This window comes from Acinetobacter sp. 25-47-122 (assembly GCF_056779695.1).
Map to the genome: position 1 here is coordinate 71,467 of NZ_JBWYIJ010000014.1, position 16,516 is coordinate 87,982.

Genomic DNA, 16,516 nt, shown 5'->3' on the forward strand with positions numbered 1-16,516 from the left:
TCAGTTAATTCATCTTTTTTTACTTTCTTGCACGCTAACTGTTGGTTAAGCTGTAGGAAAGCCTTATTATTCTATCAAAATAATTACGATTTTAATGCGTTCGGGGAATTTATGGATATTACAGAATTACTGGCATTTTCAGTGAAAAACGGGGCGTCTGACTTGCACCTTTCTGCAGGAATGCCACCGATGATTCGTGTTGATGGTGAAGTTCGTCGTATTAACTTACCAGCCTTAGAACACAAAGAAGTACACCGCTTAATCTACGACATCATGAATGATAAACAACGTCGCGATTATGAAGAAAAATTAGAAACCGATTTCTCATTTGAAGTACCCGGTGTAGCACGCTTCCGTGTCAACGCATTCAACCAAAATCGTGGCGCTGGCGCGGTATTCCGTACCATTCCTTCTCAAGTGATTTCTATGGAAGACTTGGGCATGGGGCAAATTTTCAAAGACATTTGCGCCTATCCACGAGGAATTGTTTTGGTCACAGGACCAACGGGTTCAGGTAAATCGACTACTCTTGCGGCAATGATGGATTACATTAACGACAACCGTTACGACCATATTTTAACCGTCGAAGATCCAATTGAATTTGTGCACCAATCCAAAAAGTGTTTGATTAACCAGCGTGAAGTGCATCGTGACACACACGGTTTTAATGAAGCGCTACGCTCTGCACTGCGTGAAGATCCAGATATTATTCTCGTCGGTGAAATGCGGGACCTCGAAACCATTCGACTTGCACTTACTGCTGCGGAAACTGGTCACTTGGTGTTTGGAACACTGCATACCACATCTGCCGCAAAAACAATTGACCGTATTATCGACGTGTTTCCTGCCGATGAGAAAGACATGGTTCGTGCCATGCTTTCTGAATCGCTTCAAGCCGTCATCTCTCAAACACTTTTAAAGAAAACAGGTGGCGGTCGGGTAGCTGCTCACGAAATTATGATTGGAATTCCAGCGATTCGAAATCTCATCCGTGAGAACAAAGTTGCACAAATGTATTCTGCAATACAAACCGGTGCAAATTATGGCATGACCACTCTCGATCAAAGTCTCAAAAATCTTGTCGCGAAAGGCATTATTACCCCGCAAGTTGCACGTACAGCGGCTAAACAACCAGAATCATTTTTATAAAAAAGTGAACGTCATTTGATTTAGGGGAATCAAAATGGATTTTAATGACCTGCTCGACATGATGATTGCGCGCAAGGCTTCAGATTTATTTATCAGTGCAGATATTGAACCATCAATGAAAATTAATGGTGAAATTGTGCCTGTAGTTAAAACAAAGCTCACTGGTGAAATCATAGGTCAATTGATTCACTCGATTATGAGTGAAAGACAACGAATTGAATTTGCTGCAACACACGAATGTAATTTTGCTATTGCCAATCGTGATAAAACTGCACGTTTTCGTGTCAGTGCTTTTCAGCAACGTGATCAACCTGGCATGGTTTTACGTCGGATTGAAACTGTCATTCCAAGTATTGATGAGCTGAAACTACCGCCCGTCCTTAAAGATCTAGCAATGACTAAGCGCGGTATCATCTTATTTGTAGGTGCTACTGGTACAGGTAAATCGACTTCGCTTGCAGCAATGATCGGTCATCGTAATCAAAATTCTAAAGGTCATATCATTACCATTGAAGACCCAATCGAATTTATTCATCAACATCAAGGCTGTATCATTACTCAACGTGAAGTTGGCATTGATACAGACTCATTTGAAATTGCACTGAAAAACACACTCCGCCAAGCACCTGATGTCATTCTTATTGGTGAAATTCGCTCACGTGAAACCATGAACTATGCGATTAGTTTCGCTGAAACAGGTCATTTAGTATTTGCGACCTTACATGCCAATAATGCCAACCAAGCCTTAGATCGTATTATTCATTTCTTTGAGACGGATCGTCACAGCCAACTGTTTATGGACCTCTCACTGAATTTGAAGGCGATCATTGCACAACAGTTAATTGCGACTCCTGATAAAAAATCACGTCATCCTGCAATTGAAATCTTAATCAATTCTCCACTGATTTCAGACTTAGTGCGTAAAGGAGAAGTTCATGAAATTAAGGAAGTCATGAAGCGTTCCCGTGAAATTGGAATGCAGACGTTTGATCAAGCGCTATTTGACTTATATAAAGCTGAGAAAATCACTTATGACGAAGCATTGCGTCATGCTGACTCTGCCAACGATTTACGCTTACAAATCAAACTCTCTGAAGAAGATCCAAACTATCTGTTGAATTCTGGCCCCCGCCTCACTTTTGATGGTCAAGATGATTAATCAATAGTGAATAAAAAAGGAGCAATCATTGCTCCTTTTTTACTTTAATCAAGATTTATTTTTTACGGTATGCTTCTTGGCATTCAGGCGCATCGCAATAACCATATAAATTCAAAGAGTGACCTGTTAAAACAAAACCAAGTTGTTCAGCAACATTATGTTGTTCTTGTTCAATCAAATCATTGTGGAATTCAACAACTTTGTTGCAGTTCTGGCAGACCATATGATCGTGGTGATCATCTTGCATGATTTCGAATACAGAGTGATTATTCTCGAAATGATGACGTTGGATAATACCAGCAGCTTCAAACTGAGTTAACACACGATATACAGTTGCTAGACCGACATCTTCGCCTTGCTCAAGTAAGGTCTTATAGATATCTTCCGCGCTCAAATGATGCTGTCTTGAATTTTCTAATAATTCCAAAATCTTGATTCGTGGAAGGGTAACTTTAAGTCCAGCTTTGCGTAAATCTTGATTTGAAATAGGCATATAAAAAGGTCTCTCAACAAATTTTAAGTTGGAATATGCAACAGAGTTGAGATGCAGTATGATCTATCCTTGGATCAATTGCATCATAATTAATTTGGGATAGTGTAGCAAAATGCAAAAAATCATGCTGACGTTATTCGTCGCTTCTTTACTGGGTGGTTGTTCTGTCTTTGGTGTATACAAAGTTGATATTCCTCAAGGAACACCATTAACCCAAGCGCAAGCTTCAAAAATTCAAGTCGGGATGACTTACCAACAAGTTCGTTTTTTACTTGGTAGCCCAACCATTTCAGATCCTTTGAATCCTTTACGTTGGGATTACATCTACAATTATACCCCAGGTACATATGCTAAAAAAGCAAATATTCCTGCAACTCAAGGTCAGCATCTAAAAGTATATTTCGATGGTTCTGGCGTCGTGAATAAAATCGAAGGTTTAGAAACTATCCCAGAAACTCAACCTGGTTTACCAGGTTCGAAAGATGCGATTTTGAACGCGCCACCACTATAAAGAATTAGACATAAAAGAAAACCCCTCAAAGAGGGGTTTTTCATATCATTTCAATTGTTTAAAGCGATTGCCACGACAATAGCGCCCAACTGGATTCGCTGCTGCCCGCTTACGGCGAATATCTTTTGGATTAATCGTTAATGCCCGATAGATTTCCACCCGATCACCTGCTTGCAGAACATGCGATTGATCTTGTACTTTCGTCCCAAAAATTCCAACAGCATACTCGTCTGGCAACTGCGTACACGACGCGATACCACTTTGTGTAATAGCATCCGCAACAGACATGCCTTCCACAAATTCAAGTTCAATGTGAAACTGCTGGTCTACAGCAGCATAAGCAACCCAAACTTTTGCATTTTGGATCATGGTAACAATTGACCTAAGTAAGAAATCATTGCAGCCACAATTGCTAAAGGTGTCACAATACGTACAGCCACACGCCAGATATTATAAAAAGCTTCATTACTAAAATTCAGCGCTTTACGTAAATGACTAATTTTCATGATCCAACCCACGAAAATTGCATAGATTAAACAAATGCTTAATCCCCAAAGCATTAAAATCGGAGTTAAAAATAGATCGGCTGCAGGGAATACCCAAATTAAAAGTGGTGCAAGCAATAAAAAATATTGCACCGCTTGTGCTAATCCACGATGTGCGAGTTGTTCCTTACCAAGTTGCAGGAGTAAAGCTACTGCAAATATTGTCGCGATTAAAACGATATATGCTGGAATTGCAGCACTAATTGCAAAATATCCAAATCCAGCCACAGCCACCAGTTGCGCTAGCCAAATCGGTAAAGTTTTTGGCGTTGCAGCATCTTGTTTCTCTTGATTGAGATTTGTCTGCCAATATAATCCAAGCCCGAGACCTGAAGCTACTAAAGCGAGAATAGTTGCATTGCCCCACTCTTTAAACTCAACAGGAGTCAGCTGCCAATCATTGACTTGGACACCAAAAACCTGAGCCGCGATTAAACTTGCAATCGTTGCAATCGCAGTAAGTACAACCAATACAGAACGTTGAAGAAATGATAAACCAAATGCAATGAATGCTGCGATACCCATCAAAATATTTGAACCAATACCAAAATCATTTTGTTGTGCTACAGCATTAGAAGTATTAAGTAATATACCGCCTGCTAAGAATGGAATAAAAATAACAGCAAGCCAACCAACCACTCTCCAACGTTGGTGCGCATCGGCTTCACGGGTCAATTTTGATAATGCGTTCAGCGCTGATGTTTGAGCTCGTTTCGCCAATCCAATTTCTAAATAGATAATTGGCAACGCTAAAAACAACATCGTTGCAAACCAAAGCAACCAAAAATCGAGTTGTCGATCGATTTGCAAGCCTAAGCTTGGTGCCAGACCCACAATAATGATAAATGATAAACAAAATGCCATCAGCGGCGATAACCATCGTGACATAGCGGTGTCCTGCATGAGGTATTCCATTAAAAAGTTTTACGCTATTTTGCCTAGCTCAATCATTAAAATCAAAGTCTGGCGTTAAAAAAGTAAGTGTAGATCTTAGACACTTCACATTAAATTTTTAATACTGATCCGCGCGAGTAACACGCTTCAAGCTTGGGTCACGGGCTTCTCTGACCAATCGCTCAACGTGAGTTATGGTACGTAGTGTTGGCTTACCATCCTGAAATAAAATCATTTCGCCGGGCGTATATGCAAACCAAGCTTCATTATCTGTTAATGGTTCTGTCGTAATTACAGCCACACGATCTTCAGGTGTCGTGACCTGACTAAAATCGACTTCAACATCAATATCAATTAATCGTGCAGGTTGAAATGGATATTCGCGAACAATCCAGTGTAATTTTGTGGTCGCATAACTATACAAAGCCTGTCCATTTGATAAACAAAAATTGAATGTCCCATGCTCTGCTATTGTTGGTGAAATTTCTTCTAATGCATGAAATACATCTTGGACACTTGGCTCTACATAACCAAACTTTTGTACGAGATGTTCTAATAAATAGCAAAATGCAAGCTCACTATCTGTATTACCTACTGGTGTGAACTGTCCCGACAACCTTGGATGAAAATTATGCAGATCGCCATTATGCGCGAAAATCCATTGTCTCCCCCACAATTCACGAATAAATGGATGAGAATTTTCTAAAGTAATTTTTCCCTGTGTTGCTTTACGAATATGGGCAATGACATTACGCGATTTAATCGGGTAATTACGAACTAATTCTGCAATTGGAGACTCGACTGCAGATTGGTTATCAACAAATAAGCGACATGCCTTATCCTCAAAGAAAGCGATGCCAAAACCATCTGAGTGATCTGACGTTATTCCAGCGCGCTGAGAAAAACCACGAAAAGAAAACGTAATATCCGTAGGGGTGGCACAATTCATTCCAAGTAGTTGGCACATAATCTTTCATTTTGCTTTAATTATCAGTTTTATTGTGCATCAGCCTTATAGATCTTGCAAATATGAATATAGCAATTGAATATGTTTTATGCTGGATATATGGGACATAAAACGATTATTCTTATCAAACAAAAAAAGCCACCGAAGTGACTTTTTATTATGTGATTATGAATTAGTGCGCCGACTTAGAACGATTGGTAATCAATGTTCCAACACCGTGATCCGTAAAAATTTCCAACAAAGTCGCATGTGGAACACGACCATCCACAATATGCGCGCTCACTACACCCCCTTTCACCGCATCAAGCGCACATCCCACTTTCGGAATCATACCGCCGTAGATCACACCTGTATCGATCAAGCGATCGACTTCTTGTGTTGTTAGTCCAGTGAGTAGGTTTTTATTCTCATCCAATACACCACTGATATTCGTAAGAAGAATTAACTTTTCTGCACCCAAAGCTTCAGCAACTTTACCAGCAACTAAATCTGCATTGATATTGTAAGTATTACCTTCCTCATCAACACCGAGTGGCGCAATCACTGGAATAAAATCACTTTGAGTGAACATTTCCAGAACGTCAGTTTTTACACCGACCACTTCACCCACTAACCCAAGATCAATTTGTTGAACAGATCCATCCTCTTGGGTTTTTTCCATCAACAACTTTTGAGCACGAATTAAGTTACCGTCTTTACCCGTTAATCCAATTGCACGACCACCATGTTGATTGATCAAATTCACAATAGACTTATTTACACTTCCGCCCAACACCATTTCTACAACTTCCATAGTTGCAGGATCAGTTACACGCATTCCATCAATACGGTCTGATTCACGCCCAAGTTGTTTCAAAAATGAATCGACTTGAGGACCACCACCATGAACCACAACCGGATTAAGACCAACTGTTTTCAGAAGCACGATATCACGGGCAAACGAACTTTCTAATGCAGGATCAGTCATTGCATTGCCGCCATATTTCACTACAAGTGTTTTACCTGTAAATCTTTGGATGTATGGCAAAGCTTCTGTCAAAATTTGAGCTTTGTCGATGCCAGTTTGTTGGTGTGGCATTCGCCTCTCCTTCATTCCTACATTAGTGTGCATTCAAAATACTTTGAGCAAGCACAGGATATTTTTCATTTAAAATTTTTACAAAATGCTGGCGAATTTCATAAAGTTTTGATGGACTATCTGCATCAAACCGTACCGTGAAGTATTCACCAGTATTTGATGCTCGCATAATGCCAAATCCGTAGTCAAAATCAAGGCGAATACCATCGATTTTACTCATTTTAGCCCCAGTACTTTTACAATTCTGCTCTATCAAGGCTAGGACGTCTTGCGGATTTGCATCTTGAGTTTCAATATAGGTATCTTCAGTACCAAAGCGATCTGGGAATTGAGCGAGATATTCAGATAGCGTGATATTAAGTTGACTCAATGCCTCCATGACCCGTAATGCTGCATAGATACCATCATCGTAACCAAAACCACGACCATCATTGAAGACATAATGACCCGCATATTCTCCCCCAAAAACAGCTCGACCTTTGGATTGGGAAATATAACGGCGCATGAAACTGCTGCCAGTACGAATCATTTTTGCGATGCCTTGTAATTGTTCAATGGTTTTTGACACCATCGTTGAACATTTTACGTCATAAACAATTTCATGATGTGGATGCTGAGTTAAACACAATGATGCGAATAATGCCAACAAGCGATCAGCAGACACAATGTGAGCATTCTCATCCAGAATGACGGCACGATCACCATCACCATCGAGAGCAATCCCTAAATCCGCCTGATGCAACAAAATTTTTTCTTTTAACTGCGTCAAATGCTTCGCTTGTGAAGGGTCTGGAGGATGATCTGGAAACTCTCCATTTTCACAACAACGTATTGAAATGACTTCGCATCCCATTTTTTGTAGTACTAAATCAGCACAACGCCCAGCGGCACCATGCATACCATCTAATACAACCTTGAGTGGACGCTTTAATTGAATATCCTTGAGCAAAGCATGCTGATAAGCCAAGCAATACTCTGATTTAATCTGATGTGTCAGTTGAGGTGGCGTTGGAAAGTGATCATGTTGAAAATAGAAACCTTCTGCATACTCCCCAACATTTTGAATCATGTCTGGACAAGGTGGTTCATATTCAATAATCCATTTAATCCCATTATCATGTTTAGGGTTATGACTCGCGGTCACCATGATGCCATTGCCATTTTTATGTCGAGCAGCAAAATACATTTGTGGGGTTGAACAACATCCAATGTTCTCGACATTCATCCCTTGTTTTTTGAAGACTGATTCAATAATCCAAGCAAAAGTAGGTCCAGTCAGTCGAGCGTCGTAACCTAGCACGATACTTTTCTGACCACGTGATTGATACTGAGCAACGAGCCCATGTGCAATCGCATAAATTGTTCTTGTATCCAATTGACTGACTTTTCCGCGAATATCATAAGCACGGAAAATTTGTCTTGGAAAAATAAGTGGTTGGGTATTCATTCTTAATTAACACCGTTGACTGCTGAGTCAGAACAGCGTGATGAGAGTTGATCCAAATAAATTTTGAATATATTGAGTAATAAAAAATATCGTTATTCTTTATATAACGTGTACCAATTTCAATTTATATAATCTTTGTTAATATTTTGCAACATATAAATAAAAGCCTGATTTTACAGGCTTTTATCCAAAATACTATTGTTTTCCAGTGTGTCCGAATCCACCAGCTCCTCGCTCACTTGCCTTGAATTCGTCAACTAAATCAAATTCAGCTTGTAAAACAGGAACCAATACGTATTGAGCCAATCGCTCACCTGGCTCTAATGTAAATGCATTTTGACTGCGGTTCCAAACTGAAACCATTAATTCACCTTGATAATCTGAATCAATTAGACCGACGAGATTTCCTAATACAATCCCGTGTTTATGACCTAAGCCAGAACGAGGCAAAATCAAACCCGCATAACTTGGGTCTTCGATATAAATTGCCATACCTGTTTTAACTAAAACAGTCTGACCAGGCTCAATAGTGATCGCTTCATCTACACATGCACGTAAATCTAAACCTGCTGATCCTGTTGTTGCATAAGTAGGTAATGGCCATTCTTGACCAAGTCGTTGGTCAAGTACTTTAACTTGAACTTTCATATTCAATCCTGTTTTAAAATGTAATTAACGTTTGAGTAAAGCTTTCAGATTTTGCAGATAATGCTGTGCCTGTAATTTTGGATCGATATTTTCAGCCAATTTCTTTTTTCGACCTAGCCAATCGACTTCATCTTGTGGCAATTCGTCCAAGAAGCGACTTGGTGTCATTTGTTTCATCTGACCACCATTTTTACGCTGTTCTGCAAGCGTCAAAGTCAGACCTTGTTTGGCACGGGTAATACCAACGTACATCAGTCGACGTTCTTCTTCGATGGTGTCAGCCACAATTGAATTCTTGTGCGGAAGCAACTCTTCCTCAAGCCCCATAATATAAACAAATGGGAATTCCAAGCCTTTAGAAGCATGCAAAGTCAGTAAATTTACTTTATCAATATCTTCATCTTCTTGCTGTTGCTCCAACATATCCAGCAACACCATCTTACGAATGACACTTTCGATATTTTTTTCATCGACATCTTCAGCACGATTGATCAAACTTTGAATACTGCTATAAAGCACTTCAATATTGTCAATTTTAGTTTTTTCTTGTGCTGGCGTCGCTGCCGTTTCTTTGATGTAGTCGATATATCCTGCCTCAACCATCATTTGGCGGACTTTAGGTACAGGTTCATCATCATCTAACAATTCACGCGTAAAACCTTCGATAAAATCGGCAAACTCAGCCAATTGAGATGTCGCCTTCTTCGGTAATACCATACTTAGACGCTGATCATTCGCGGCACCTAGTAGAGAAAGATTATTCTCTTGCGCAAATAAACCTAGTTTTTCTAAAGTCACAGGTCCTATGGCGCGTTTAGGTGTGTTGATAATCCGTAAGAAAGCACTGTCATCTTCAGGATTAATAATGAGACGTAGATAGCTCATAATATCCTTGATTTCAGCACGACCAAAGAACGACTGACCACCAGAAAGTTTGTAAGGAATCTGCATCTGACGAAGTTGTGTTTCTAAAACACGTGCTTGGAAGTTTCCACGGTATAACACGGCGTAATCTTTCCAATTTTTGCCATTCATCAATTTATGAGTCAGCAAATCTTTAACAACACGTTCCGCTTCATCATCATCATTACGACAAGTAATAATACGGATCACCTCACCATGTCCTTTATCACTCCACAATTTTTTATCAAAAATATGTGGGTTATTCTCAATCACATGGTTTGCAGCTTTTAAAATACGACTGGTTGAACGATAGTTTTGCTCAAGCTTAATGACTTTTAAATTGGGGAAATCTTCCTTCAATAAGGCCATGTTTTCTGGCTTTGCCCCCCGCCAAGCATAAATTGATTGGTCATCATCCCCTACAGCCGTAAATTGTCCCATGACACCAACAAGTAGTTTGACCAAGATATATTGGGCGGTATTGGTATCTTGATATTCATCAACCAATAAATAACGTACACGGTTTTGCCATTTATCACGGACTTCAGCATTTTCTTGAAGAAGGCGTGTCGGCATTACGATTAAATCGTCAAAATCGACCGCATTATAGGCACGTAAATTACGCTCATAAAGTTGATAGAGATGCGCAAATTGAACATCTTCAGCCGTTTCACAAGTCGTATGTGCTTGCTCAGGCAAAATTAGATCGTTTTTCCAATCTGAGATCATCTTCATCGCTTTTGCGATCAGCTCTTTACTTTCTGCACCAGACAAATTATCTCGGTGCATTAAATCCATTAAAATACGCTTACAGTCATCAGCATCTAAAATGGAAAAGTTTGCTTTAAGTGGCGTATGTTTTAATTCTAGTCTTAATAAATTCAAACCAAAGGTGTGAAAGGTAGAAACAGATAAACCCTTTCCATCCTCTTTACCAAGCAATTTACCGACACGCTCTTTCATCTCTCGTGCAGCTTTGTTGGTAAAAGTCATCGCCGTAATACGATGTGCTGGTATACCGCATTTTTTGACTAAATATGCAATTTTCTGTGTGATTACAGAGGTCTTACCTGAGCCTGCCCCAGCAAGTACTAACAAGGGTCCTTGAGTGTATTTCATGGCTTCAAGTTGCTTGTCGTTCAAATGACTGGCTGATGACATATTCTTTCCTCTTTTCCTTCAGCGCTCGATTATAGTCATCTGCTTCGAATATGACTAACGTTAAATTTAATGAAGGTATATTTGAATAAATTTCAGACATAAAAAAACCACCCGAAGGTGGCTTTTTTAAGATCATGTATTATTGAACTGCGTAAACAGCAATCTCTACACGACGGTTTTGTTCTTTACCTGCTGCAGTTGTGTTATCTGCAATTGGGTTTGAAGAACCTAAACCTTGAGCATTAATACGTGCTGTAGAAACACCCTTAGATGCTAAATAGCTAGCAACAGATTGAGCACGTGCTTGTGACAATGGGATGTTAATCGCATCATTACCTGAACTATCAGTATAACCAGTTACAAGGATACCGCTCTTGTTGTCTTCAGTTAAAACTTGTGCAACACGGTTTAAAGTGTCATAGAAGTTTGGCTTGATATTTGATTTATTTGTATCAAACGTAATAGCACCTGGCATTACTAAGTTAATAGAGCCATCTGGATTACGGTTTACATCAATACCTGTACCAGCAGTTGCTTGGCGTAATTTTTTCTCTTTATTGTCGAGATATACACCTGCAGCACCACCTAATACAGCACCAATCGCTGCTGCACGGTTATTTTGACGGCTAGTGTTCGCATTACCTTTAGAAACACCGTAACCAGCTGCTGCACCAATTAAAGCACCCAATGCAGTTTTGTCATACTCGACGCCACCAATATTGTTACCAGTTGTTTGACAACCAGAAAGTACCATTGCCCCAACCACTGCAGCTGAAATAGCTAATGCACGCATGGGATGACTCCTTTTATATGTTTTTGTATGTGATGAATAATGATTTGTTAGAAACAATTTAACCATTACTATTTTGTTAATAATAAACAGTTTATTAACAATATGTAATCTTTTGTAGCATCTTTCGTTAATGCTTCATCATATTTTATACATAGTTAAGAAAACGGGCTTTGTGATTTGAGCGACTCGATTTATAGTGTTTTAAAAATTTCAATCACATGCAATCACTTTTTAGGACTGTGCAATGGCAGCAGAGAAGCAGAAACAACCTATTTTAAAAAAAATTTCTAAGGGTTTAACCGTAGGTTCTGTGATCACAGGAAGTACATTTTTTCGTGGCCCACCTATTCTTGCATTAGGTTTGACTAAACTCGTAAAAAAATCATCAAAAATCGATGAAACCAATATCAATATCGCCAATGGTTGGATTGGTACGAATAACTGGCTCATTGAAAAAGTTCTCCCTGAGCTTAAATGGCACATCACGATTGATGAAGATCTAGATCTCAATCTACAAGGTCATTACATCATGACCTGTAATCACCAAAGCTGGGTGGATACAACTGTTACTCAATATTTTGGTCTTAAACGTATGCCGCTCACACGTTTTTTTACGAAATGGGAACTCATTTTTATTCCTTTTGTTGGGCAAGCATTCAAGATCCTTGGTTTTCCTATGATGAAGCGTCATACCAAAGCGCAAATCGAAAAAAATCCTGCGCTGAAATATCGTGATATGGAAGAAGCGCGTAAATCGTGTGAACAACTGCTCAGCCAACCTTTTACCTTATTAAATTATTTAGAAGGTACGCGCTATACGCCCGAAAAACATGCTCAACAAAAATCTCCGTATAAAAATTTACTCAAGCCTAAAGCGGGTGGTCTAGCACTTGCCCTAAATATTCTAGGAAGTGAAATTGATGCGCTGGTCGATATGACCATTGTCTATCCAGATGGTGTGCCAGGTTATGGAGATTTTTGGTTAGGAGAAGTTTCTCAAATTGGCGTAAATTTAAGAAAAATTGAAATTCCTGCTTGGGTTCATGGCGGCAATTATGAGGATGATGCCGACTATCGCGCTCGTTTCCAAAAATGGGTTGATGAGCTTTGGACAGAAAAAGATCAGTTAATTACACAGTTAAAACAACAGCTTCAAGCTGAATCTGTAAATTAAGCTGTCCTCAGAATGTATTGCATATGACAGAACGCATGACTAATTCTCGAAAAACTTTCCGTCCACAGCGTCATGACACGTTATTTTGGAAGATGTTCCTGATTTATGACATCTTTATGATGCTCATTATTTTAGTCAACTTGTTTTGTCTATGTGCCAATGCAATTTTAATGAGTAATTTTGGCTCATGGGTCTTTGATACGGTTCAATTACCTCAAATTCTGGAGTTTTATAAATCCGAGCTTCACCCATGGGTCATCATTACCGAAAGTTGGTTTATCACATTTTTAATTGTCGAACTCGCTGTAAGATGGCTGATTGCAATCGTCAATAAACATCATCAGCGTTGGTTTTTCTTTCCCTTCATTCATTGGTATGAAATATTAGCCATTATCCCTTACCTTCGCTTTTTACGTTTAATTCGCGTCGGAGTGATTGCCTATAGACTGCATGAGCTAGGCTATAAAGTCATACCTAATAAATGGTTCAGACGTCTTAATTTTTACTATAACGTGATCATGGAAGAGCTCTCTGATCGTGTGGTGATTACTGTCATTGATAGTGTAAAAAAAGAGTTAGACACTAGCTCGACCCATAAAAAAATCATTCATGATCTGGTGAATCACCATCGAGACATGTTTGCCAAGACATTAGCGCAAGTCTTACAAGAATCTTTAGCAACCGAATTAAAACTTCAAAAAGATAATATCTCGCAAGGCGTTGGTCACATTGTCATTAAAGCAATTGAAGACACACCAGAACTAACACAGCTCTTAAAGCTGATTCCATTGGTGGGTGGTCGTATAGAACAGCAAATCCACAACATTGGTCAACGATTAGGTGAAAATATTACCGACGGTTTAGTTGAACCTTTTATTTCTGGAACCATTGATAAACCGAATGTGCATTATCAACTCATTGCTGAAAAAATTAGCCAGCTCAATATTGATAATCATGCATTAGAACAACTCGTTGAATCTGTCGTTTATGAAAGTCTTGAGTCTTTAAGAAAACAGGTCGCAGTAAAACAATGGCAAATAGAGTTATCAAAAAACAATCAAGTCAAGGAATGATCATTTCTCTATTAATTTAATATATCCGCTAGAGAATTCTTGAGAATTGAACTAGCATTTGCACAATTAACAATTTTTACTTCGATTATAAAGCGCGAAGCAAGCAAGGAATGAATATGGCAGATATTCGGATTACCGGTAGAATGGTGAATTTTACCCGAATTACCTTTGACACCAATGATCATAATGTTATCCGCCAACAATTAAGTGCCATGATGAGTGAAACCTCTTATGAAGGTGCGCTTGTCATTCTTGACACAACCGTTGAACAAGAACTCATTGGACTCATTCAATTGGTCATCAGTTTAGGGTTACAGCCAATGGCTGTCGTTGATGGTTTAATGGGTGATGAAGCACGTGCGATCCAATTCCCAGTTCTTGCGGCTGATCGTCCTTTGCAGCGCATCAAAGCAACAAAAGAACAAGTGGTAGAAGCTCCAGCAAATACCCCTGAAGCTGAGAAGGCTCCAACACACATAGCTCCTGCAACCACACATAAAACTTCGTATCACAATGAAGTGCTTAGAACAGGACAATGTCTGGTACAAGATCACGGCGATATTATTTTAACTGCTGGAATTAATAGTGGCTCTGAAATCATCGCTTCAGGAAATATACATATTTATGGCTCTGCTCGTGGTAGAGTCATCGCCGGCGCCGGTGGCAATACAGCAGCACGAATTTTCTGTCATGTTTTAGAAGCTGAATTAGTATCTATCGCAGGAACATATTGTGTTGCAGATGATATTCCACCACATATGCTAAAAAAGTCAGTACATATCTATTTAAATGATGCTCAAGAGCTTGTCTTTGAAGCACTCGAATTTTAATGTATAACTAAACATGAGAACCCCTATAGTATTGGGGATAAACATAACAGGAGTGGATTCGGTGGCGAAAATTGTTGTCGTAACATCAGGTAAAGGTGGCGTAGGTAAAACAACTACCAGTGCATCTTTTGCAACAGGTTTAGCCCTTCGTGGCCACAAAACTGTTGTAATCGATTTTGACGTAGGTTTACGTAACCTCGACCTTATCATGGGTTGTGAGCGTCGTGTTGTTTATGATTTTGTGAATGTATTAAATAACGAAGCGAGATTACAACAAGCACTTATTCGCGATAAAGAAATCGAAAATCTATATATTTTACCTGCATCACAAACCCGTGATAAAGATGCGTTAACCGATGAAGGTGTTGCACGTGTTATGGACGAACTTTCTCAAGAGTTCGACTACATCATTTGTGACTCTCCTGCAGGTATTGAACGTGGTGCGATTTTAGCAATGTACCATGCTGATGAAGCAATCATTGTAACGAACCCTGAAATTTCATCTGTCCGAGATTCCGATCGTATTATTGGTATGTTGGACAGTAAAACGAAGAAAGTAGAAAATAACGAAGGTCGTATTCGTAAGCATCTTTGTATCACACGCTTCAACCCTGAACGTGCTGACAAGCAAGAAATGTTAACAGTCGATGATATTTCTAAAGATATCCTTCGCGTGCCAACGCTCGGTGTAATTCCTGAATGTAAAAGCGTGTTACAAGCTTCGAATGAAGGTAAGCCTGTTATTCTTTATACTGAAGAAGCAGCTGGACAAGCTTATGACGATCTTGTTGCACGCTTCCTTGGTGAAGAACGTCCATATCGTCACATCTCTGTGAAGCCGAAAGGCTGGTTAGCACGTTTATTTGGAGCATAAAGATGGCAGGATTCTGGAGTAAACTTTTTAGTAGTGATGACAAACCATCAAGTGCACAAACAGCTAAAGATCGCTTAAAAGTTATCGTGGCATCTGAAAATGGTCTAGGTAAGCGTTTAAGCCAAGATAAAATTGATTTAATGAAAAAAGAAATCATGCAAGTTGTGAATCGTTATGTGCGTGGTGTAGATGAACAGCATATACAAATGTCGGTTCGCTCTGAAGCAAATATCGAAATGCTAGAAATGAATATCAATTTGCCTGAAGAACGTTAATCTGATTTTTGATTAGTCAAGCAAATTGAATCAGGGCAAAATATGAGAGTGGCAGAAATAGGCTATTAGCTATATTCCGCCCACTTGAAGCAGAGCTTCAAGTCTTGCGACTAGACAAAGCAGTGCTTTGCTCATCTAGTCTCATATTTTGCCCTTTTTTATTGATTAAAAATACCAAGGAGATTGTGATGGCATTATCACAGCCAGCCACGTTCAATGAAGAATGGTCAGACGAGCGTGTTTTTGCCTATTTAAATCAGTTACCTCCTGAAGGTGTAAACGCTGATTTTCATGTTCTCTATCATGCTTTTAAACATATGCGTGCTAATGACTATGAGCGTTTACTTACTAAATTTATAGCAGATGGTCGTAATCTTAACGCTCAAAATCCTGAAGGCAAACGTATTCATGATGTGATCGCAGAATTCCCACGCCAAAGTGCAGAATTCCTTGCTGTTTTAGCAAAATTTGCCTAAAAACAGATAAAAAAGCCTGCTTGAGCAGGCTTTTTTGATTTAAATCTATCTTATACCTGTTAAAAA

General features: G+C 39.3%; 18 protein-coding genes. 9 read left to right on the forward strand and 9 right to left on the reverse strand.

Annotation, left to right across the window (positions count from 1 at the left end):
• The first annotated feature begins 111 nt into the window (after positions 1-111).
• Entirely contained in the window at positions 112-1,149 is a 1,038-nt protein-coding gene (locus tag AC1M9P_RS12980) for a type IV pilus twitching motility protein PilT (RefSeq protein WP_092768204.1), read from the forward strand.
• Between the two features lie 34 nt (positions 1,150-1,183).
• On the forward strand, positions 1,184-2,308 hold the full coding sequence (locus AC1M9P_RS12985) for a PilT/PilU family type 4a pilus ATPase (RefSeq protein ID WP_481587875.1): 1,125 nt from the start codon (positions 1,184-1,186) through the stop codon (positions 2,306-2,308).
• Between the two features lie 55 nt (positions 2,309-2,363).
• Here the strand turns inward: AC1M9P_RS12985 and fur are convergent, their stop codons facing one another.
• A complete protein-coding gene (gene fur, locus AC1M9P_RS12990) occupies positions 2,364-2,801 on the reverse strand; it encodes a ferric iron uptake transcriptional regulator (RefSeq protein WP_035267453.1) in 438 nt (145 codons plus the stop codon).
• Positions 2,802-2,913: 112 nt separating this feature from the next.
• Here fur and AC1M9P_RS12995 point away from each other — a divergent pair, with 112 nt between their 5' ends.
• Entirely contained in the window at positions 2,914-3,312 is a 399-nt protein-coding gene (locus AC1M9P_RS12995; protein ID WP_092768200.1) for an outer membrane protein assembly factor BamE, read from the forward strand.
• 45 nt (positions 3,313-3,357) lie between these two features.
• Here AC1M9P_RS12995 and AC1M9P_RS13000 read toward each other — a convergent pair whose 3' ends face one another.
• The 8 genes from AC1M9P_RS13000 to AC1M9P_RS13035 all read right to left on the reverse strand — a co-directional run bounded on the left by AC1M9P_RS13000 (position 3,358) and on the right by AC1M9P_RS13035 (position 11,748).
• Positions 3,358-3,681 (reverse strand): RnfH family protein, encoded by a 324-nt coding sequence (locus AC1M9P_RS13000; RefSeq protein WP_092768198.1) that lies wholly within the window; start codon positions 3,679-3,681, stop codon positions 3,358-3,360.
• Positions 3,678-4,760 carry a hypothetical protein gene (locus AC1M9P_RS13005; RefSeq protein ID WP_481587876.1) on the reverse strand — a complete coding sequence of 361 codons (1,083 nt, stop codon included), beginning with the start codon at positions 4,758-4,760 and terminating at the stop codon, positions 3,678-3,680. Before AC1M9P_RS13005 ends, AC1M9P_RS13000 begins: the two co-directional genes overlap by 4 nt.
• 109 nt (positions 4,761-4,869) lie before the next feature.
• Entirely contained in the window at positions 4,870-5,718 is an 849-nt protein-coding gene (locus AC1M9P_RS13010; protein ID WP_481587877.1) for a class II glutamine amidotransferase, read from the reverse strand.
• Positions 5,719-5,890: 172 nt separating this feature from the next.
• A complete protein-coding gene (gene argB / locus AC1M9P_RS13015; RefSeq protein WP_481587878.1) occupies positions 5,891-6,796 on the reverse strand; it encodes an acetylglutamate kinase in 906 nt (301 codons plus the stop codon).
• Positions 6,797-6,818: 22 nt separating this feature from the next.
• Positions 6,819-8,243, reverse strand: a complete 1,425-nt coding sequence (locus AC1M9P_RS13020; RefSeq protein WP_481587879.1) for a phosphomannomutase/phosphoglucomutase — start codon at positions 8,241-8,243, stop codon at positions 6,819-6,821.
• Between the two features lie 195 nt (positions 8,244-8,438).
• Complete coding sequence (dut, locus tag AC1M9P_RS13025; protein ID WP_035267418.1) at positions 8,439-8,891, reverse strand: dUTP diphosphatase; 453 nt, start codon at positions 8,889-8,891, stop codon at positions 8,439-8,441.
• A gap of 24 nt (positions 8,892-8,915) precedes the next feature.
• Positions 8,916-10,955: a UvrD-helicase domain-containing protein gene (locus AC1M9P_RS13030; RefSeq protein ID WP_035267404.1), complete on the reverse strand. Its 2,040-nt coding sequence runs from the start codon at positions 10,953-10,955 to the stop codon at positions 8,916-8,918.
• 139 nt (positions 10,956-11,094) lie between these two features.
• Complete coding sequence (locus tag AC1M9P_RS13035; protein WP_092768184.1) at positions 11,095-11,748, reverse strand: YiaD family glycine zipper/OmpA-like lipoprotein; 654 nt, start codon at positions 11,746-11,748, stop codon at positions 11,095-11,097.
• Positions 11,749-11,992: 244 nt separating this feature from the next.
• Here AC1M9P_RS13035 and AC1M9P_RS13040 point away from each other — a divergent pair, with 244 nt between their 5' ends.
• The 6 genes from AC1M9P_RS13040 to AC1M9P_RS13065 all read left to right on the forward strand — a co-directional run bounded on the left by AC1M9P_RS13040 (position 11,993) and on the right by AC1M9P_RS13065 (position 16,450).
• Complete coding sequence (locus AC1M9P_RS13040; protein ID WP_481587880.1) at positions 11,993-12,922, forward strand: acyltransferase; 930 nt, start codon at positions 11,993-11,995, stop codon at positions 12,920-12,922.
• 35 nt (positions 12,923-12,957) lie between these two features.
• Complete coding sequence (locus tag AC1M9P_RS13045; protein WP_481587881.1) at positions 12,958-13,995, forward strand: preprotein translocase subunit SecA; 1,038 nt, start codon at positions 12,958-12,960, stop codon at positions 13,993-13,995.
• 116 nt (positions 13,996-14,111) lie between these two features.
• Positions 14,112-14,825, forward strand: a complete 714-nt coding sequence (gene minC, locus AC1M9P_RS13050; protein ID WP_481587882.1) for a septum site-determining protein MinC — start codon at positions 14,112-14,114, stop codon at positions 14,823-14,825.
• A gap of 61 nt (positions 14,826-14,886) precedes the next feature.
• On the forward strand, positions 14,887-15,699 hold the full coding sequence (minD, locus tag AC1M9P_RS13055; RefSeq protein ID WP_035267390.1) for a septum site-determining protein MinD: 813 nt from the start codon (positions 14,887-14,889) through the stop codon (positions 15,697-15,699).
• A gap of 2 nt (positions 15,700-15,701) precedes the next feature.
• Positions 15,702-15,974: a cell division topological specificity factor MinE gene (minE, locus tag AC1M9P_RS13060; RefSeq protein ID WP_035267388.1), complete on the forward strand. Its 273-nt coding sequence runs from the start codon at positions 15,702-15,704 to the stop codon at positions 15,972-15,974.
• A gap of 188 nt (positions 15,975-16,162) precedes the next feature.
• Positions 16,163-16,450 carry a PA4642 family protein gene (locus tag AC1M9P_RS13065; protein WP_481587883.1) on the forward strand — a complete coding sequence of 96 codons (288 nt, stop codon included), beginning with the start codon at positions 16,163-16,165 and terminating at the stop codon, positions 16,448-16,450.
• The last annotated feature ends 66 nt before the right edge of the window (positions 16,451-16,516 follow it).